This window comes from Bifidobacterium indicum (assembly GCF_036987015.1).
Lineage (GTDB): Bacteria > Actinomycetota > Actinomycetes > Actinomycetales > Bifidobacteriaceae > Bombiscardovia > Bombiscardovia indica.
Window position 1 is genome coordinate 1,271,364 of the sequence record NZ_BTXM01000001.1, and the last position, 18,747, is coordinate 1,290,110.

At 58.1% G+C, this 18,747-nt stretch carries 14 protein-coding genes; 1 reads left to right on the forward strand and 13 read right to left on the reverse strand.

Annotated elements, in window-relative coordinates:
- Positions 1-12: 12 nt before the first annotated feature.
- The 8 genes from AACP59_RS05605 to AACP59_RS05640 all read right to left on the reverse strand — a co-directional run bounded on the left by AACP59_RS05605 (position 13) and on the right by AACP59_RS05640 (position 10,258).
- Positions 13-1,557 (reverse strand): glycoside hydrolase family 30 protein, encoded by a 1,545-nt coding sequence (locus tag AACP59_RS05605; RefSeq protein WP_339350253.1) that lies wholly within the window; start codon positions 1,555-1,557, stop codon positions 13-15.
- A gap of 438 nt (positions 1,558-1,995) precedes the next feature.
- A complete protein-coding gene (gene rplL / locus AACP59_RS05610) occupies positions 1,996-2,376 on the reverse strand; it encodes a 50S ribosomal protein L7/L12 (RefSeq protein ID WP_297316685.1) in 381 nt (126 codons plus the stop codon).
- A 103-nt stretch (positions 2,377-2,479) separates the two neighbouring features.
- The gene (gene rplJ / locus AACP59_RS05615; RefSeq protein WP_297316686.1) at positions 2,480-3,001 is read right to left on the reverse strand and encodes a 50S ribosomal protein L10; all 522 of its coding nucleotides are present in this window, start codon (positions 2,999-3,001) and stop codon (positions 2,480-2,482) included.
- 243 nt (positions 3,002-3,244) lie between these two features.
- Positions 3,245-5,131: an alpha-L-rhamnosidase-related protein gene (locus tag AACP59_RS05620; RefSeq protein ID WP_339350256.1), complete on the reverse strand. Its 1,887-nt coding sequence runs from the start codon at positions 5,129-5,131 to the stop codon at positions 3,245-3,247.
- Positions 5,132-5,976: 845 nt separating this feature from the next.
- Positions 5,977-6,816 (reverse strand): YesL family protein, encoded by an 840-nt coding sequence (locus AACP59_RS05625; RefSeq protein ID WP_339350258.1) that lies wholly within the window; start codon positions 6,814-6,816, stop codon positions 5,977-5,979.
- An 82-nt stretch (positions 6,817-6,898) separates the two neighbouring features.
- A complete protein-coding gene (locus AACP59_RS05630; RefSeq protein WP_339350259.1) occupies positions 6,899-7,792 on the reverse strand; it encodes a carbohydrate ABC transporter permease in 894 nt (297 codons plus the stop codon).
- 1 nt (position 7,793) lies between these two features.
- Complete coding sequence (locus tag AACP59_RS05635; protein ID WP_297316690.1) at positions 7,794-8,753, reverse strand: carbohydrate ABC transporter permease; 960 nt, start codon at positions 8,751-8,753, stop codon at positions 7,794-7,796.
- A 143-nt stretch (positions 8,754-8,896) separates the two neighbouring features.
- A complete protein-coding gene (locus AACP59_RS05640) occupies positions 8,897-10,258 on the reverse strand; it encodes an ABC transporter substrate-binding protein (protein ID WP_339350262.1) in 1,362 nt (453 codons plus the stop codon).
- 289 nt (positions 10,259-10,547) lie between these two features.
- On the opposite strand from AACP59_RS05640, the gene AACP59_RS05645 reads away from it, so the two are divergent.
- A complete protein-coding gene (locus AACP59_RS05645; protein ID WP_297316692.1) occupies positions 10,548-11,786 on the forward strand; it encodes a substrate-binding domain-containing protein in 1,239 nt (412 codons plus the stop codon).
- A 34-nt stretch (positions 11,787-11,820) separates the two neighbouring features.
- Here the strand turns inward: AACP59_RS05645 and mtnN are convergent, their stop codons facing one another.
- The 5 genes from mtnN to AACP59_RS05670 all read right to left on the reverse strand — a co-directional run bounded on the left by mtnN (position 11,821) and on the right by AACP59_RS05670 (position 18,520).
- Entirely contained in the window at positions 11,821-12,549 is a 729-nt protein-coding gene (mtnN, locus tag AACP59_RS05650) for a 5'-methylthioadenosine/S-adenosylhomocysteine nucleosidase (RefSeq protein WP_339350265.1), read from the reverse strand.
- Between the two features lie 258 nt (positions 12,550-12,807).
- Positions 12,808-14,055 carry a 3-deoxy-7-phosphoheptulonate synthase gene (locus tag AACP59_RS05655; RefSeq protein WP_297316694.1) on the reverse strand — a complete coding sequence of 416 codons (1,248 nt, stop codon included), beginning with the start codon at positions 14,053-14,055 and terminating at the stop codon, positions 12,808-12,810.
- Positions 14,045-15,208: a 3-deoxy-7-phosphoheptulonate synthase gene (locus tag AACP59_RS05660; protein WP_297316695.1), complete on the reverse strand. Its 1,164-nt coding sequence runs from the start codon at positions 15,206-15,208 to the stop codon at positions 14,045-14,047. Before AACP59_RS05660 ends, AACP59_RS05655 begins: the two co-directional genes overlap by 11 nt.
- Positions 15,209-15,340: 132 nt before the next feature.
- Positions 15,341-16,705 (reverse strand): C1 family peptidase, encoded by a 1,365-nt coding sequence (locus tag AACP59_RS05665; protein ID WP_370465969.1) that lies wholly within the window; start codon positions 16,703-16,705, stop codon positions 15,341-15,343.
- Positions 16,706-16,897: 192 nt separating this feature from the next.
- On the reverse strand, positions 16,898-18,520 hold the full coding sequence (locus AACP59_RS05670) for a coiled-coil domain-containing protein (protein WP_297316697.1): 1,623 nt from the start codon (positions 18,518-18,520) through the stop codon (positions 16,898-16,900).
- Positions 18,521-18,747 lie beyond the last annotated feature (227 nt).

Genomic DNA, 18,747 nt, shown 5'->3' on the forward strand with positions numbered 1-18,747 from the left:
GCCCGATCCCTGTCAGGACTTGCCCGGAGCCTTGTCCTCCATGAGGTCGGTAGCACGGATATCCAAATCGAACTCTTCGTCTTCCGGAACGGATGACCTGTTGATCCGCGGGTTATCCGACTGATGCATCGTGACCGTCCCCCAGGCGGGGACCGAGACAACCTGCCAGCGATTGCCCCACCCATTGACGGTGACGGCCGCCTGAATCGGAGTACCGGTCGGATTGTAAATGTGCGCACTGATGGACCCATCGGGGGCCATGAAAGCCACCGAACCCAATCCTCCACTCCACCCGTTGGGAGTGTAATTACTGGACTCGATGACTGTGGAACCCGGTTCCACATCCTGGCCGAAGGCCCTGAGCATGAAGTACTCGAGGTTACGGCGGACCTTGCCCGTAGTGTGGTCAATGGTGACGACACCTCGACGACCGTCCGCACCGATCTGGTTGGGCAGGCCACGCTCATCCAGGGCCATGTTCCAGAGGGTGATGAAGGATTCACCGTTTCGGACCAGCCAGTTGCCGATCACTCCAGACATGATGTGTGCCGCGTCTTCGGGCGTCTCTTCGAGCATGCACCGACGCTCGGTCATCCCGTAGATCCATTGGGGATAGACCCTGGTGGCCCTGGGAAGACTGGTGTAATCATCGTCATATACATGAAGGGTGAGGCCGTCGATGGAACCTGCCTGGGCTGGGCTGACATCCTGGTCGACCGGGCCGGTAAGGCAGTGGCCGGAATCGTCGTTGATGAATATCTTTAGCTGCGGGTGGTTCAGATCCAAGGCCGGACGCAGGAACCTGTGGGCGAAGTCCGCCTGTTGGGCAAGGGTCCAGGTCATGGCGGGCCAGGGAGCCGCATTGGATGGTTCGTTCTGTACAGTGACCGCCCAGATGGGAATCCCCAAAGCCTCCATCTCATCCACATACCTGGCGAAATACCGGGCATAGACACCTTCGATGGAGTCCTCCAGGGGATCGTATCCGTTGCCTGTCCACTCATTGAATCGAAGATGACCGCCCTGGCAGAGATGTCCAGTGTTCTTCATCCATGCTGGAGCGCTCCAGGGGGAGGCGATGATCCTCACGGCCGGATTGATGGAGAGAATCTCCTTGACCACCGGAATGATGTACTTGAAATCCTTGGTGGCTTCTGGCGTTCCAGGCTCACCCTCACCCAAGGAGAAATGCTTCAGGTCCCTGTCATGGTCCCCATAGGGGATGTCGTCATACGTATAGTAGGGCTGAGAAGAGGGTTCACAGGAACCCAGAGGGATGCGGATGCACGAGAAACCGGCCCGCTCAGGATTGAACATGTCGTCCAACATGGCGTGGCGTTGTTCCTCGGACTGGCTCCCCCAAATCAACGAGGCTGCCGCATCGGTGATGGCGGCCCCGGCACCCAGCCAGGGCTGGTGCGGCTGACTCGGGTCAATGATGATCGGAGTCGCTTCACCTGGAGTATCCGATATTTCGGGTGAATCAAGGGGACGCCGCCGATCCGACAGGTCTCCTGGCGTTACGGTCCAATACTGATTGGCGAACATGCGCGTCATTGCACTCCTCATTTATCATCTGCCTGAACAGTGAAATCAGGACAGAAATCGAACACACAGCGGTATAGTAACATATTCAATCATTAACATTCAATTTGAATCAGAAACAATCACTACTATTCCTGGTTACCGTCCACGCGGAGGTCAGGGAGCCGCTCATGTCCGGCACTACTTGGATCGCCTGCGGAAGATGGCAACAAGACGAAAGCAGACAGGATGGAGTTTGCAAGACCCACAATCAAAGTGTGCGGCAAGACCGGCGGATCATCGAAGGCATCCAGCCCGTCCGATACGTCTCCAAAGGAGCTTGGACGAATCCGCACAGTACTCTCTTGGGCAGATTCTCAGAGGCAGCACATGGTAAGTAAAAACCCCAAGCCATGAGCATGCCATGACAAGGGGTTAAGCAGTTCAGACGGCTCCCGGAGGAGCCGGCAATCACTTGAGCTCGACGGTGGCGCCGGCCTCTTCCAGCTGGGACTTCGCCTTGTCGGCGTCCTCCTTCTTGGCACCTTCCAGGACGGGCTTGGGGGCACCGTCGACCAGGGCCTTGGCCTCGGCCAGACCCAGGTTGGTGATGGCACGGACGGCCTTGATGACCTGGATCTTCTTGTCGCCAACGGCAGAGAGGACGACATCGAACTCGGTCTTCTCCTCAGCGGCCGGAGCGGCGGCACCTGGGGCGGCGGCGACGGCTGCCACGGGGGCGGCGGCCTCAACGTCGAACTCGTCCTCGAACTTCTTGACGAAGTCGGACAGCTCGACCAGGGTCATTTCCTTGAACGCGTCAATGAGCTCATCAGCAGAGAGCTTAGCCATGATGGCTTCCTTTCATTTGTGGCAACCGGTTTGTCTGGTCGACCGGTCACCGAACATCCTTATATTCTTCATGCTGCATGGGTCAGGGCCGAGGCCCTTGGCCTCACGCCGCCTTTTCCTGCTTCTCGCGCAGTGCGTCGAACGTACGCACAGCCTTGGTGGGCATGGCGACGAAGAGGTTGGCGGCCTTGGACATGGTGCCCTTGAGCGCGCCCGCCATCTTGGAAAGCAGGACCTCGCGAGATTCCAGATCCGCAATCTTCTTCATGGCATCGGCATCGACGACGGCTCCGTCAATGAAGCCACCCTTGATGACCAGTGCCTTGTTCTCCTTGGCGAAATCACGCAGCGTCTTGGCAGCTTCGACGTAATCACCCTTGACGAAGGTGATGGCGCAGGGACCGGCGAGCATCTCATTGAGACCCTCGATGCCGGCCTCTCCGGCTGCAATACGGGCGAGCGTGTTCTTCGCCACGGCGTAGGAAGTATCGCGGCCTAGTCTGTTCCGCAGGTCGCCGACCTGCGGAACACTGAGCCCGCGGTACTCGGTGAGGATGATCGCGTCGGCTTCACGGAACTTGTCCGTCAGCCTGGCGACAACCTCTTCCTTTTCGGGCCTTTTCATGGCGTTCCTTCCTGAGTAGACCATGGCAAGGTCGGCTTCGCGGGTCAGGGCAAGAAAAAAGCCCTGCACACAGGCAGAGCGGGTACGGAACATCAAAAAGGACTGTTCGAAAACTCAACCTGTGCTGGCTCGGTCAACCGGACTTAGGGAATCTGACGATTCCGACCAACGGTCTTTGGTGTACGTCGGCAACTATAGCGGATATCGCGGACTATGACAAATCGACCCTGTCTGTGATACTGCTCATACCAAGCCGGCTGTGATGACATGATTGCCTGGCAACAAGCCCTCAAAGATAATACAGCCCACTGGGCAGTGCACCCCGGCAACAACCTCATTTTCCCCAAGCAGACGGGCACCCCGGCGGGAACCGTCCAGTTCAACATCCACGCTTCGGCCCTGGGGCTGACCAATCAATCGCGGCAGGACCACTGTAGCCCCGCTCCCGGCAGGAACGGTCAAACTCAGTCGTATGCCTTCTGTCTGCGTACTGCCCTGGTCCGAATGAACGGCCCCATGCAGACTGTACGTCGCATGGATATCCCCCCTGCAAGTCGGCATTACGATAGCAGCATCGCGTATCATACCTGGTTGGGGAATACAGGCGAAATTACGGAAACCCGGCTCTATGGGCTTAATTCCGATGAGCCCCTCCGCCAGAAGATGAAGCGGGGATGCCGCCCAGGGGTGGGAATAAGTCGTATTCGGTTTGATTGCAGGATCCCAAGCCTCCATGGTGCCACCGGCCCCCTGGTCAATCATGTGCTTCCAGGTATGCGTCCCCGTCTCTGCTCCGAGCAGCGAATCGGCATCGGCACCCATCCCCTGTTTGTATAGACCCTGCAGATAGACCACAGCCGTATAGACACTGCACCTCATGCCACGCCGACGAAGATACTTTCCAGATGATATTGCGTGCTCACGGGAAGGGTCTGCAAAGGCCAAGGAGAAAGCTGAGGCATGCAGGCTGTGGTGACCTATCTGCTTGCCATGGGGCCCTGAATCAAGCCCATCCACGTATGCTCCCAGCTCAGGATCATACAGATACCGATCTATGGCAACCCGCATGGCGGCAGATATATCCGCCATCGCCTTGGCATCACCGTTGTGCCCGAGTGCCCGGGCCAGTTCGGACATATCACGGTACGCCTGGGAAGACAAGGCATTGACAATGGTATTGACATGTCCGAAGACAAAGCCATCGCGCTCCGTCGGCGGCCAGTCCACCAAATCACCATCCAGCCGACTGGACTCACCGGGGTCCTTGACAACCAAGCAACTCTGCCGATCCAGATACTGATTCGGCAACAAGGAGCACAATTCGCCATATAGTCTGCAGGCCTGGTCAAGGTCTCCCGTCTGCATCCACGAGTCATGAACGGCCAGGATCGAATACAGAGGCCACTCGGTGGGCCAGGTCCTGTTCCTGATCAGATACTCCAAGGAGTACCGCCCCAAAGCGGGGGCATCATCCAATGCCAGATGGGCCGACTGCTGAATCCAGGCATCGGCTTCGTAAGGTGCACGCTCTCTGGTCCAGGAATCGACATACATGTTCCCGTTAAGACCCAGAATCGTATCACGACTCAGATTCCAGACGGCATTGAGAACAGGATCGGAAGAGTCAAACGAGGCATGCGGGTCGTTGACCGGCGTGCTCAGACCAGCAGCCCTTATCGCTCCAACCACAGCATCCAGACTGGAAAGGTCACCAATCAGCTCAACATATCTGAAAACCCTGATACCCCAGGTTTCGATACGATTATGCCCCGCCTTCAAGTGCCAATCATCGGCATACGTATTCGAAGTATTCAAATGGTATTTGACATGGCAGGAATTCTCCCTGACCTCACCATATCTAATCTTCAAAGTGACGGGGCGCACCAGGTCGATATCCAACTGCATCCCGCCCATGAGCACACGGCCGAAATCCAACACGACCGAGTTCCTTCCAACCATCTGCACATCGACCGGATGCACTGGCACCACCCTTGGAGCATCCACCGGCGAAGCCAGATACTCCTGGAACTCAGGCCTTATCTCCGCGCTTGTCCAGGACCCATCGTCAATAGCGGGATCCGAGAGGTCATCCGGGTAGGCCTCAGAACGGATGTTTTCGACCGGAGCCATGTAATACTGTGTTCCTATGGATCCGGATTCCGGGAAAGCACAAGAACCGTCCTTTCCTTTCCAGCTTTGGTCACTGCCGTAATGGCGCAATTCGCCATCGGCAAAGCAGACATCGAGCTGAGCCGCAAAACGGTGATCCTCACGTGTGTAAGCTATGACCCCGATAGCGTTGACCTCACCAGAGCGAAGCTGACTCGTGACATCATACCCGTCATAGCGCACCTCGTTCCTGACGGGAAAGACCGGGCCACACCCGAGAAACTCGCTGTTGAGCCATATGCGATAGACAAACTGCCGCGATGGGGCGGTCGATGACGCAGTGACACTGAGCGTAGCCCATCGTATGGGCCTGTCCGGCAGGCGAATGCTGGTGCGAAGAAAGGCCCAATCCGGCGGATTCTCATCCCGGGCAGAGGCGGTGGCCCAGATCGGTTGGGCCGACCATCGAGTTCCCGGCCCTGTACCGAAGGTCATGGGGGCGCTGGTCGCAACGACTTGGAGGCCATCCTCAAGAACGACCACGGCCCAATATCGCCGTGACGGGCCCATGGGAATGTCATGTAAGCGTATTTGCCCCGATCCGCTGAACGGGATGGATTCACTTCTCCAAAGGAGGCCATTATCGGATACATCAAGACTGGCCGAGACGGCCACATGCATTCTCAATGACCCGACACGGAAAGGCAACTCCCCTTCCACCCGCCAGCGAAGAACCGGAATGGAGTACGCCTCCAGATTCACCGGTGCCAAACGGTCATTCAGCAAAACCTTGATGGAGAATTCCGGCAAATGTTCAACTGTTGTATCGGTTGACAGTCGACCAGCTGACATATCTCATCGGCTCCCTATTGTTTGAAATCTGCGAGTGGGGAAGATCCCTGTACATCACCCTGCTCCTGTGGCCTATACAGGGCAATGATGTGTTTATCCCCGCTTTCGCGCGCCATCTGCACCAAAAAAGAATTGGCCTGCCAACGGGCCGAACCCCAGATGATATATCCGATGAGCCCTGTAACCAGAAGAGCCACCAGTATCGGAAAACGAGCAAGCCCCCAAATATAGCCGGCCCCTGCAAGAACACTGATAAGAAGCATGTACCACCGTCGCACGGAAAGGAGCACTGCATTCCGTATCGTCGGCCACAGTTTCGCCTTGGGGTACTCTACCACCAAAACCAAAGCAACGAAACAGGCCTGTATCAACAGGACCACACAGCTGACCATTGGAGGCACTATAAAAATGCTCCATTTGAAAGCCGCCACGATTTGAATATCGTACATCAGACAGAAGCATACAAAGGCCAAGGGGAGAGTCGTTACCCACGAGCGGATGGCAAGATGCACGTAAGCTCGCCAAAACGGGATGAAGATACGGTTACTGCCAAGTTCGATGTACGGCTTCGCAATCCAGTCCGGCAGCGTTTCCCCTTGATTGAATACTGACTCGATCAGGTTTGAGCGGATTTTACCGTTGCGAGATGACAGCGACGGACAATCACGGAAACTTGCGAACATGGCGGCGAATCCTGGGGCGCTCAGGAAGAAAGTCGCCAGGTACAGCGGATAGTAGGTCAGGTCATGAACAAAGATCATGGCCAAAACCAAGGGTGCGGTCCCCGTCAGGGCGCACAGACCTATCTGCAATAATGCATAAATCGAGTTCACCGAATCGATGAGAGCATGCATGGCATGCCTTCCACCCGGTTGTCCCGCTCGCGATGATTGCATAATCACCCGCTTCTCCTGGCGAGGACATCTGCCAAATACATCATCCCTTCATGCCGGACGTAGCAATACCTTCTATGAACTGATTCTGTCCAATCAGGAAGACCACCAGTATCGGCAGCACTGAAAGCACGGATCCCGTCATGATCATGGCAAAATCGGCACTGTACTGGGATATGAAGAGCTTCAACCCCAACTGTATTGTATACAGGTTCTGGGAACGAAGATAAATCAACGGACCCATGTAATCATTCCAGGTGTTGGTAAAGGTGATGATCGCCAGGGCCGCTATGGAAGAGCCCGACAGGGGCAGGATGATACGCCGGTAGATACCGAATTCGGAAAGACCATCCAGTCGAGCAGCTTCCGACAACTCTTCGGGGATGCTGTCATAGAACTGCTTCATCATGAAGACTCCGAAGGCGCCAAAGGCCTGAAGCAGGACGATGGACCAACGAGTATCAGAAAGACCGAGTGAAGAGAGCATCTTGAACTGCGGAATCATATAGGCCTGCCACGGTACGGCCATGGTGGCGATATAAATCAGGAAGAGTGCGTTCCTGCCGCGGAATCGAATCTTGGAGAAGCCGTAAGCCGCGAAGGAACCCGTGAACACCTGAAGGAGCGTTACAACCACCGAGAAGAAGATGGTATTGAGCAACCATGTGCTCATATCCGCCTGGGTCCAGATATGGATGTAATTCTCCCAGTGCCAGGTGCTCGGGAACCACTTGATCGGAATCGAGTATATTTCGTTGTTGGACTTCAGAGAAGAAGTAATCATCCAGAAGAAGGGCAGCAAGGTGAAAACTGACACGACCAGCATACCCGAATAGCCGATGATCGCCCCAACTATCTTAGCCGGTGACCGCTTGGGCTTGTTCCAGGCAATCTGTTCAGGAATCTTGGATTCACTAGTGACCTGTGACATCGACATGTCAGTCAGCCTTCCTGTTGTTGTACCAGAACTGAATCAGCGTGACGACCATGCAGACCGCAAACAGAACAAGGGAGACAGTCGACGCATAGCCAAAATCACTACGATCGAATGCGACCCTGTATACGTACTGGGCAAGCACCAAGGTGCTGGTGCCAGGGCCACCGTCGGTCATTACCAGGGTGAGATCCAATATCTTGAACGACCCGATGGTAAGAGTAACAATGACGAAGAAAAGCGTAGGACGCATCGAGGGCACGGTTACATGCCAGAAACGCTGCCATCCATTGGCTCCATCAAGTTGCGCCGCTTCATACAGCTCGCCTGGAATGGTCTGGAGGCCCGCAAGCAGCAGAATCATGTAATAACCGACTTCGCGCCAGGTTGCCACGATGATGACGGCAGGCATGGCCCAAGCCGTCGAACCCAGCCAATTCGGCGGGTTGCTGATGAACAACCTCAGAAACATATTGATGGGGCCACTCTTGGGATCAAAGAGCATGCTCCACACCTGAGCCGCTGCAACTATTGAAGTGATGTAGGGGAAGAATGCCACAGTCCTGAAGAAGGTGCGCCCCTTCAGCTTCGAGTTCAGCAGAACCGCAAGAGCAAAGGCAATGATGAGCGTCAGGGGGATGTGAACGACTGAATAGTAGAAGGTGTTCCAGAAAGACGCCCAGAAAATCTTATCGTGAGCCAGCCGAACCCAATTATGCGTACCTGTGAATTTTGGATCCCCGAAAGCGGACCACCGGGTGAATGCGATGTAGAACAGCGCAATCACAGGTCCAAGTATCAGGAACATGAATCCCAGGAAGTTAGGGGCAATGAACAGCAGACCGTTGCGAAGATTCCTCCTTGAGATGGCCTTCGCCTCGACTACCGCACCGTCCCCGCTCTTCCTGTGTGAATTACCGTTACGGGCATTACTACTCGTCTTCGGCTCTGCAACCTCACCCATAAGCCTCTGACCTCCTTGATCCACTGCCGCACAGAGGTGTGCACTCGATGGAGACGAATACCACTCTGATTATCATGTCTGGCATCAGTGTCGAAGCTGAACCTGCCGGCATGAAACGGCCAACAGGTTCAGCAAGTCCACCGTCATTCGTCCAACACCCCCTGATCCTTGATGTTGCTTGCGGCCTCATCCAGAGCAGGACCAACCTTCTTGGTCTCGGTCATGATTGAGGAATGTGTGTCCTTGAGCACGTTCTGGATGGTGTCGGTAGCAGCTCCTACAGGATTCTCGGGACGGGTGTCATGAACACGCCACGTCTTTTCGGACAGCTGATCCTTGGCCATACCGTCCACCTTGAAGAAGACATCGGTAACGGACTTGGAGAAGTAGGCAGGCGTCGTGGAGATATTCGCAAGTGCCTTGGACCCTCCCTCACCGGCGCACCACTTGACGAACTCCTTAGCGGCCTTGAGCTGGTCGCCCTTGGTCTTTGAGGAGATGGCAAGACCCGTGGGATCACCAAAGGTGATGGGCTTGCTTGACTTGTTCCTTACTTCAGGATTCTGCGGAACAGGTGCAAGACCCCATTCGAACTTGTTGGCCTGTCCATTCTTTTGCTGCTCGACGAGCACAGCGGCGTACCAGGTCCCCATGGGCATCATGGCGGCCTTCTCCGTACCAAACTGCGGCTGATACTGAACCTTGTTGGTTGAAGCCGTATTCCAATCGATGGTCAGCTTTTCATCCTGCCACTTCAAGGCCCTCTTGTAATAAGACTTCAAGTAACTGTAGTCTCCCTTGAAGAAGTTGTCCTTCGGCTCCTTGCCGGACTGAGCCTGGGCAAAGGCCTGGACCACCGACTGCCAGGTGTGCTGATAGATGGGATAGACGCTGTTTGCATCATACCCGGCCTCCGGCAGCTTCTGCTTGAGCTGTTCAGCTGCCTTGGTATAGTCATCCCAGGTCCAAGTACCGTCAGGTTCCGAAACCCCGGCCTTCTTGAACATGTCCTTGTTGTAGAAAAGGACCCAGGCATCAGCCCTGTACGGCAGGGCATAGTACTTTCCGTCGTCCATCTTGTACTGAGAGACGTCTATGTTCTTGTCGCCCTCATATCCCTTGGCTATATCCGACAGATCGGCCATACCCTTGGACTGAGAATACACATAATATTTCTGAAGGGACTTGATGGGGAACACGTCAGGCTGGCTTCCTGAAGAAATGTCCGCTGTCAACTGCTTGTCATAATCATCAGCGCTGTATTGCTTGATGTTGATCTTGATATTGGGATGTTCCTTTTCGAAGCCATCGACCAGTGTCTTGAACTCCGGGGTCATATCAAGGGACCATCCGGCCATCGATATGCTTGCCTTGACGTTCTTGTCCAGGGTTTCATTCGAAGAACTCTGGGATTCCCCGGAACCGCTTCCCCCACCGCATCCCGATAGGAGAACAGCCAGAACAGCTGCCGTAGCCAGGGGTTTATAGGCTTGATGCAACTTCATCGTCTTTCCTTTCCTTTGGCGACAATGCCTTCATGGCCCAGGAAGATAATTCCACTGCCATTACTGCCATGTAAAGCCACCGATCAGCTACCTACGGCAAAACGATAGAAAGCAATATCGATCGCTACATGTTTTTCATAATATGGGTCTACTTCTGTTTTTTAATCTCGGTTGCCATTTGTTTCAGTACGGTACATGCTCTCTAGATTAGATGCATTACGATGGGTGTCATTCAAGGAATGCGAAGTCGGGTACAAAAACGACTGGAACTGCAAGCGGAGATCGGACAATGACCAAAGACGAAGAGACCGACGAAGACTATCATCCGGGGGAAAACAACGAGGCCGAATCCGTTCCGGCAGGTGACCTTCTGCCTGCACAGCGACGCGATCTCATCCTGGGTCTGCTGCTAAGAGACGATGTGGTTCGCGTCAAGAAACTTGCGGCCATGACACACACCACTGAAATTACCATCCGGCGTGATCTCAGCATCCTCGATCATTCAGGTCTGCTCAAGCGCGTCCGCGGGGGAGCGATTTCGCTCAATCTTGCCGGCAAGCAAGCCGAACAGAACAGGGATCGCATCGGTAAGAACATCCGGCAGATCCCCGAACCCGATGACTTCAACCCGACGTCTTCTATTACCATGGGGCAACCGGCAATCGGCGACGAAAAATCTCAAGGCACCGTGGCCGTGGTTCTTCCGGAGCCCAGTCTCTTCTGGCCGGGCGTCACCGAGTACATACGGAGGATCGCCCAGGATGAGTACCAGCTTTCAGTCATTTCTCGGGAGACTTCATACGAGGACTATCCGGAGACGGGCATACTCGACAGCCTTATGGAAGTATCCGATTTGCAGGGTTTCATCATCGCTCCAGGTGTTGAACCAACCGTCGCGCATGAAACCTGGACCTGGCTCAAGCAAAGCCCCTTGCCGTCTGTCATCATTGAACGCGATCCCCCACTCATGGAGGATTTCTTCATGAACTCCGTGCAGACCAACCATCGCAATGGCGTTCGCAAGGCGATCCTGCATTTCATGCACCACGGTCATCGCAGAATCGGTGCCGCCCTGAGCTTCTCACCCACCTCAAAGCAAATCGAAGATGGCTGGCACCGCATGATGTCAGCCAGCGATCAGATTGAGGAGATGTTCACCTTTACCAATGTCCAGGCATATGACACGAATCAGATTAACAACATAGTGGACAGGATCATAAGTACCCGGACAACTGCAGTACTGGTCCACACTGATTACCTGTCCGTCGCACTGGCACAGGTGCTCGAGCGACGCGGAAAAACCATACCTGCTGATGTCTCGCTCATATCCATTGACGGATTCACCACACCAAGCACCCGGCCATTAACCGTTCTGCGATCATCCGAGTCCACGCTCGGCGGTTCTGCCATACACCTGTTGATGAATCTGATTGCCGACCCTGACCGACCAACGGAACATATCCTTGTCGATCCAACCTTGATAGACAGGGGAAGCGTCGCTGACCTGGGTACCGGAAATCAGCCATGAGGCTGAAGAACCGTTAACTGCGGCACCACACAGATCAGAGTCCCCGGGCGATGTTCAGAACCAGCCTGGCGGCGGTGTCGGCATACTCGGTGATGTCGAACTCCCTGAAGACCTCATAGTCGGTGTCGGCATTGTCGCTCAGGGCGCGGATGACCAGGGCCGGCACATGGTTGCGGGCGGCCACATGGCAGACGGCGGCACCCTCCATCTCCACAGCATCGGCCCCGGTCTCCGCCTTGACCTGGGCGGTCTTTTCGGGCGAATCGACGAAGTAGTTACCGGTGGCGATGGTGCCGACCAGGTGCTTGATCCCCATCCGGTCCAGGGCCTGCTGGGCCAGATCCAGAAGATGGGGGTCGGAGTGGAACTCCTCGGTTCCGGGAGCGAACTGCGCCACCATGCGCATGTCGGTATCCAGGTAGCGCAGGGTCCCTCCCAGGACCACATCATTGATATGAAGGTCCTTGTTGAGGTTTCCGGCGATTCCGGAGAAAATGACGGCATCCGGGCGGTAGGTGTCGATCAGGTACTGGGCGGTGGCAGCAATGTTGACCGTACCCATGCCACCGACTGTGGCCACGACCTGGATGGGACCCGAGGCACCCTGCAGACTTCCCCGCACCACATCCAAGGAAGCCCGGGCCGACTGCTCGTCGTGAACGGAACCTTCCAGCCCCTTGGCAATCAGCGCCACTTCCTCGTCCATGGCCCCGATGATCGCTACCATCTGGTTGCGGTCCTGCTCCCGGTTTCCTTCGCTCATCCTGGTCCTCCTACTGGTGCCGACTGTCCTTGTCCGTCCAGCCTACCGCAAGGTGACCCGCCAGGGGCAGCATCAACAGGGACCCTGCCCACTGCCCTGCAACCACAAACTTCTCATCTGCCGCTCCAGAAGTTGGACCCTGCCGGAAAGAACGACCACTCCGATGGCTGTTGATGGAGGCCGGTGGGCAAAATCCATCCTTATCGGCAAAAAGACCAAGGCCGCCGGATACGGGCGCCCCGCGATGAATCCAGATCTTCAGACCTGATTACGGCGCCGTTCATCCACCGCGTCAGCCAGGTGCCCGAGCAGGGTCCGGGTGTCTGGCCAGGAGATGCAGCGGTCGGTGACGGACTGGCCGTATACCAACTGATCCAAGGGGGCAGGGGCCTGATTGCCGCCCTCGATGAAGCTCTCGGCCATCAGGCCCGTGATGCCCTCCTCACCGGAGGCAATGCGGTCGGCCAGTTCCTCGACCACACCGATCTGCCGGTGCTCATCCTTACCGGAGTTGCCGTGTGAAGCGTCGATGATCAGGCCATGGGTGGCGGCACTGCCCGCGGGCATTGTCTGCCGGATCGTCTCCAAGGCGTGGCGCACCGACTCCCTGTCGTAGTTGGGCCCGTGCTTGGACCCGCGCAGGACCAGGTGACAGTCGGGGTTGCCCAGCGTCTCCACGGCCGCGGCCTGCCCCTCATGGTCGATACCGAAGAAGGTGTGCCGATGGCCTGCCGCATAGCATGAATCGACGGCCACATCCACACTGCCGTCGGTGGCATTCTTGAAGCCGATGGGCATGGACATCCCCGAGGCCAGCTGGCGGTGGACCTGGCTCTCGGTGTTCCTGGCGCCGATGGCCCCCCAGCTGACCGCATCCGAGATGTACTGGGGCGAGGTGGGCTCCAGGAACTCCGTGGCTGCCGGCAGACCCGCCCCCAGTATGCCCAGGAGAACCTTCCTGGCCAGGAGCAGACCCTTCTGGATCCGATGGGTCCCATCCAGGTCCGGATCGTTGATCAATCCCTTCCAGCCGATGGTCGTCCTCGGTTTTTCGAAGTAGACCCTCATGACGATCAGGAGGCGGTCGGAAAGCTCCTTGTTCATGGCCGCCAGGCGCCGGGCATAGTCCAGGGCGGCCTTGGGATCGTGGATGGAGCAGGGGCCGACGATGACCAGGAGACGGTCGTCCTCACCCTGAAGGCAGGCCTTGATCTCCTGTCTGGACCGGATGACCAGATTCCGGGCCTCATGGTCCAGGGGGAACTTGGTCAGGACCTCGGCCGGTGAGGGCAGCCTGTCAAGTTCGAAGACTCGACGGTTGACGATCCGCCCGACCCCAACCTCATCCTCCCAGCGGGGCACGGCCCCGGACTTGAGGGGGTCGACCCCCTCGGCGATGGCCTTGTGGAGAAGTTCCACCTCATAGGCCTTGCGTGGTGTACGCAGGGGCTGATCCGTGAAGGACCCGGCCACCGACCCGGCTGATTCCTGATCCTTACCTGTCATGGTGCATACTGCCTTCCAGAGACGACCGACGACGATCAACGGCACCGGCCAGGGTGTGCAAGAGATCTTTGGTCCTGTCCCAGGCAATGCAGGCATCGGTCACGGACTTCCCGAAGACCAGCTGGTCCAGGGGAGCCGGATCCTGGTGCCCTCCTTCGAGGAAGCTCTCCATCATGATGCCCAGGATACCCTCCTCCCCCCCGCCGATGCGGTCGGCCAATTCCTCGACCACTCCGGCCTCGCGGTCCGGATCCTTTCCGCAATTGCCATGGGCCGCGTCGACCATGAGGCCAGCGCAAGCATCGGGGCCCGCCTTGGACTTGGCCAGGTCATCCAGGGCCTGGCGGATCGAGGCCGGATCGTAGTTGGGCCCCCGGGAGGATCCCCGCATGATCAGGTGGCAGTCCGGGTTTCCCCTGGTCTCGGCCGAAATGACGTGTCCATCCAGGTTGACGGAGAGGAAGTGGTGGTCGAAGGCCGCGGCATAGCAGGAGTCTGCGGCCACATCCACATTCCCGTCGGTGGAGTTCTTGAAGCCGATGGGCATGGACATGCCCGAGGCCAGCTCGCGGTGGACCTGGCTCTCGGTGTTCCTGGCGCCGATGGCCCCCCAGCTGACCGCATCGCAGAGATACTGAGGGGTGATGGGATCCAGCCACTCGGTGGCGGCCGGAATTCCGGCGGACAGGACGTCGGTCAGCACTTTCCGAGCCAGCCAGAGTCCCTTGCGGATATCGAAGGAACCATCCAGATCGGGGTCGTTGATCAGGCCCTTCCAGCCCACAGTGGTCCTCGGCTTCTCGAAGTAGACGCGCATGACGATGACCAGACGGTCTTTGAGCTCCCGATTCACCCCGGCAAGACGTTGGGCGTATTCCTGGGCCGCCCTGGGATCATGGATGGAACAGGGACCTACAACGACCAGAAGCCGGTCATCCCTGCCATGAAGGACATCCTTGATGGCTTGGCGTGACTCCAGGACCAGCCTGGCCTGTGCGGCGTTCAATGGCATGGCTTTGATAAAGTGCCGAGGTGCCGGGATGGGGTCAAGCTGGCTGATGTTGACGTCGACGGTCTCAGGAAAGACGGCCTTCTCCCCCAGCCTCTGCCGTTCCTTGTCCAGACCGCTCCCGGGCCCCTTGATCACTGCCATTGCGCTCTCCCTCCCCGAACCTCGGTTCTCAGGCTTCCCTCTGCTGGTCACACTGTACCCCGCACGGAAACCGATTCGCCGCCCCCATGTCCCTATATGGGCACGGAGGCGGCGAATACCGTCCGATATTGATCAGGCCAGAGCGCCCATCGGATCCCAGGCCGGCAGCATGATGGCCGGCTGGTCGAAGGCCCGGCGATACTCCTCGGGCAGCATGGCTTTGGGCACGGCCACTTCGTAAACGTACTCGGTGAACCAGTCATCGCTCATGGTGAAGTAGCCCTGGTTGGCGATGTCGCCACCCCAGGAGTTCTCGACCCGCCAACGGTTGGTGGTGGTCCCGTCATCGGCCACGTCGACACCCACGAAGGCCATGGCATGGTTCTGGGCGGAGTCACCGAAGCGCACACGCTCCTCCTTGTTCATGTCGAAGTCCACGTCGTAAACCCTGCCGTACTCGAAGAGGTCGGTGGCCCACTGGCCCATCTTCCGGTCCATCATCGGGTGGCAGTCGGCGCCGAACCAGACGGGGAGGCCCTGATCGGCCATCAACCTGCGAGCGCAATCCTTCATGAAGTCCACAGGCACGTTCAGGTACTCGGTAGGATCGCCACCGGCCACGTTGCCCAGATGCTCGATACCGATCTTGATTCCCTTGGGGTGCTCGCGGCGGGGGTCGTCGACCAGGCAGACGTAGTCCTCCAGGCCGGCATCCACATACTTCTTCCAGAACTCCTGGGGGGTGATCCTGCCGTCGCGGTGGAAGACGCCGTCCTTGTCGGTCCACTCCCAGTCGAAGCTGGTGGGCGGGGTGCCCAGGTGGATGGTCAGGATTCGGTGCCCGGCCCGGGTGGTATCGGCGATGATTCGGTCGATCTTTGCGGGTTCGGCCACCATGTGGGCCACGGCCTGGTGGAGAAGGCGACGCAGTTGGTGATCCAGTTCACCCGTATTCCGGGAGGAGGCGGTCTCCGGGTAGTACGGCTTGGGGACCGCACCGTACTTCTTGTAGATGTTCATGGCCATGATCCACTGGCCGCCATCGCCCATGACATCGCCAAGGAGGAACTGCATGAGCTGGGAGTCGGTCGGTTCGCCCGCACGGACCAGGGCCGCCATGTCCCTGAGGAAGTAGTTGACCCGTTCCAGCTTGTCGTAGTACATCGCATAGTTCTGCGAGAGCTCGAAGTCGCCCATGGGGTTGGCCGGGCTGGAGGCGTCGATGTTCAATGCCCTGCGGGCCGCGAACCGGGCCACGTTCAGGGAGCTGAAGAGCCAGCAACGCCCGGAGTGGGCCTGGGATGTCACCTTGCCGTTGTCGATGCTGACGGAAAAACGGTGCTGGACCAGACGGGACCGATCATAGTTGTGGGCCACCTGGTCGATGCCGGCCTGGGTGACGGCGTTCATGGCGATACGGTTGGTCTCGCGCTGATCGAAGGCTGTGCGGAGGTCATCCAACTGAGACTGGTCGAGGGGGGTCAATGCTGATGTCATACGGGTTATCCCTGTTCCTTTCATCGGTGTGCGGTTCCACCATGATCAAGCATAGTGGAAAGCCGCTATGAGGGAACCGGTCAGCCCAGGCCGAAAACCGGCACGGTACCATGACCAGGCCCGAGCGGATACAAACCGGCCCGGCAGAAAATTCACCCACCGGGCCGGTCAGGTAATCGTTACCCCTGATTTCTAGCGGTCATCCTCGGAAGCAGCCTTGTCCGACAGGGGCGGGAGCACGGTCGTCTCCTGATTATTCACGGCCTGGGCGGAATCACCGGCGGGCCTGGCATCCGAACGCTCCTCGGCTTCTTCACCCAGACCCTCATCGGCAACGGTGGACCCGGTGGATCGGCCATCGGCAAGAGGCTGTCTTGACGAGTCAACCACCTCTGGGGCTGTCTCAGCCACCCCGGAGAGGGCGGACCCCTCCGCATCGGCTTCTGCGGGCTCCTCCGCAGGCTGGGCAGGGCCCACCACCGGGGGGGTGACCGGTACCGCGTTGACCACGGGCACACTGGGCGCTGGTGCATCGTCCTGGTCCCGGACCGACTGCTCATCATGGAACCCATCGAACTGGCCGAAGGACTTGGAGAAGATGGAACGGAGCTCGTCCACCCGGGCCGTAATGGCGGCCTCGCGGTGCTGAAGCTTGGTGATGTGATCCTCGAGTCCTTCCAGCTCGGTCTGGGCGGCCTTGCGACGCTTTTCGATCTCGGCCTGGGCGCGTTCCTTGCCCTCTTCCAGGATCTGGGCGGCCTTGCGCTCGGACTCCTCACGCTTGAAGGAGGCGAAGGCGTCAGCATCCTTCCGGGTGGCCTTGGCCTGTTCAATCAGCTCCTGGGATTCCTTCTCGGTCGCTTCGCGCCGCTCTTCCAGGCTTTTCAGGAGGGCGCTCACCTTGGCGGTGGCTTCATCCTGCTGGTTGGATATGTCGGAGCGGATCTGCTCGGCCTCGGCGTTGACCTTGGCCATGGTCTGTGCGCTGGTCACCTTGGCCTCGTCAACGATTCGCTGAGCCTGCGACTTGGCCTTGTCGGTGATTTCACCGGCCTGTCGGCGGGCGTCATTCAGGGTCTGGGAGACCTGCTCGCGCACGTCGGCCAGCTTCTTGTTCGCCTCGGCCAGGGCCTGCTGAATCTGGTCGTTGGCCTCGGTCCTGAGCTTGGCGATCTCCTGGTCGGCCTTCTGGCGCTTGTCGGCGATCTCCTTGGTGGCAGCGACCTTCTCGTCAGCCAGCTGACGCTCCTGGGTGGCCTTCTCGGTGGCCAGACGCTTCTCGTGTTCCTCGCGGGAGTTCTGCAACTCCAGGTCCAGGGCCTGCCGACGCTCGGCGATGACCTTGGCGGCCGAGGACTTGTCCTGCTCGGTCTGCTGTTTGGCCGTGGTGGTCACGGTCCGCGCCTCGTCATTGGCGGCCTCGACGATGGCCTTGGCCTTGGCGTTGGCATCGTCCACAAGGCGCTGGGCATCGATCTTGGCATCGTTGACCAGGGTGGTGGCCTTCTCCTGGGCAGAGGTCCTGGTGGAGGCGGCATCCTGCTTGGCCCGGTTCAGCAACTCGGTGCTGGTCTGCTCGGCGGAGGCCAGGAGCTGCTGGGCATTGGCCCCCAGGGAAGCAAAGGAATCCTTGGAGGGAGCGGCCTTGCTGGCCTTGACCTCCTGGAGCTCGGCCTCAAGTTTGAGGATGCGGTCGTCATCCACCTTGATCTGCTGACGGAGACGGTCCAGGTTCTTGCGGGAGTCCGCCAGGGCCTGCTCGACCCGTTCCTTGTCATACCCGCGCAGAACTACCGGAAACTGATCTTCGGCCATGGATTCACTCCTCTTTGCCACCAAAACATACCTATGCCCCTCCAGGTCGAACACATGGACGGGGTGACTTCGACTCTACTCCGCCATGTCTATTTTCCTGGGAGCGATGGCGCCGCATTCACCAGGAGCCTGCCTTTCCCATGAACATGCTTCGAATCAGTGCTTACCCCCGGGTGGACACCCGTCGCCAGCCCATCAACCGAACGGCCGGGCCTGGTCCATCCTCC

What these genes read in the sequence shown, in the direction of transcription:
- AACP59_RS05635 (WP_297316690.1), bottom strand. Translation starts at nt 8,753, where the DNA reads ATGGGTGAGGTTGCAGAGCCGAAGACGAGTAGTAATGCCCGTAACGGT.
- AACP59_RS05665 (WP_370465969.1), bottom strand. Translation starts at nt 16,705, where the DNA reads ATGACATCAGCATTGACCCCCCTCGACCAGTCTCAGTTGGATGACCTC.
- mtnN (WP_339350265.1), bottom strand. Translation starts at nt 12,549, where the DNA reads ATGAGCGAAGGAAACCGGGAGCAGGACCGCAACCAGATGGTAGCGATC.
- AACP59_RS05645 (WP_297316692.1), top strand. Translation starts at nt 10,548, where the DNA reads ATGACCAAAGACGAAGAGACCGACGAAGACTATCATCCGGGGGAAAAC.
- AACP59_RS05670 (WP_297316697.1), bottom strand. Translation starts at nt 18,520, where the DNA reads ATGGCCGAAGATCAGTTTCCGGTAGTTCTGCGCGGGTATGACAAGGAA.
- AACP59_RS05605 (WP_339350253.1), bottom strand. Translation starts at nt 1,557, where the DNA reads ATGACGCGCATGTTCGCCAATCAGTATTGGACCGTAACGCCAGGAGAC.
- AACP59_RS05630 (WP_339350259.1), bottom strand. Translation starts at nt 7,792, where the DNA reads ATGTCGATGTCACAGGTCACTAGTGAATCCAAGATTCCTGAACAGATT.
- AACP59_RS05655 (WP_297316694.1), bottom strand. Translation starts at nt 14,055, where the DNA reads ATGACAGGTAAGGATCAGGAATCAGCCGGGTCGGTGGCCGGGTCCTTC.
- rplJ (WP_297316686.1), bottom strand. Translation starts at nt 3,001, where the DNA reads ATGAAAAGGCCCGAAAAGGAAGAGGTTGTCGCCAGGCTGACGGACAAG.
- AACP59_RS05620 (WP_339350256.1), bottom strand. Translation starts at nt 5,131, where the DNA reads ATGGCTCCGGTCGAAAACATCCGTTCTGAGGCCTACCCGGATGACCTC.
- rplL (WP_297316685.1), bottom strand. Translation starts at nt 2,376, where the DNA reads ATGGCTAAGCTCTCTGCTGATGAGCTCATTGACGCGTTCAAGGAAATG.
- AACP59_RS05625 (WP_339350258.1), bottom strand. Translation starts at nt 6,816, where the DNA reads ATGCATGCTCTCATCGATTCGGTGAACTCGATTTATGCATTATTGCAG.
- AACP59_RS05640 (WP_339350262.1), bottom strand. Translation starts at nt 10,258, where the DNA reads ATGAAGTTGCATCAAGCCTATAAACCCCTGGCTACGGCAGCTGTTCTG.
- AACP59_RS05660 (WP_297316695.1), bottom strand. Translation starts at nt 15,208, where the DNA reads ATGGCAGTGATCAAGGGGCCCGGGAGCGGTCTGGACAAGGAACGGCAG.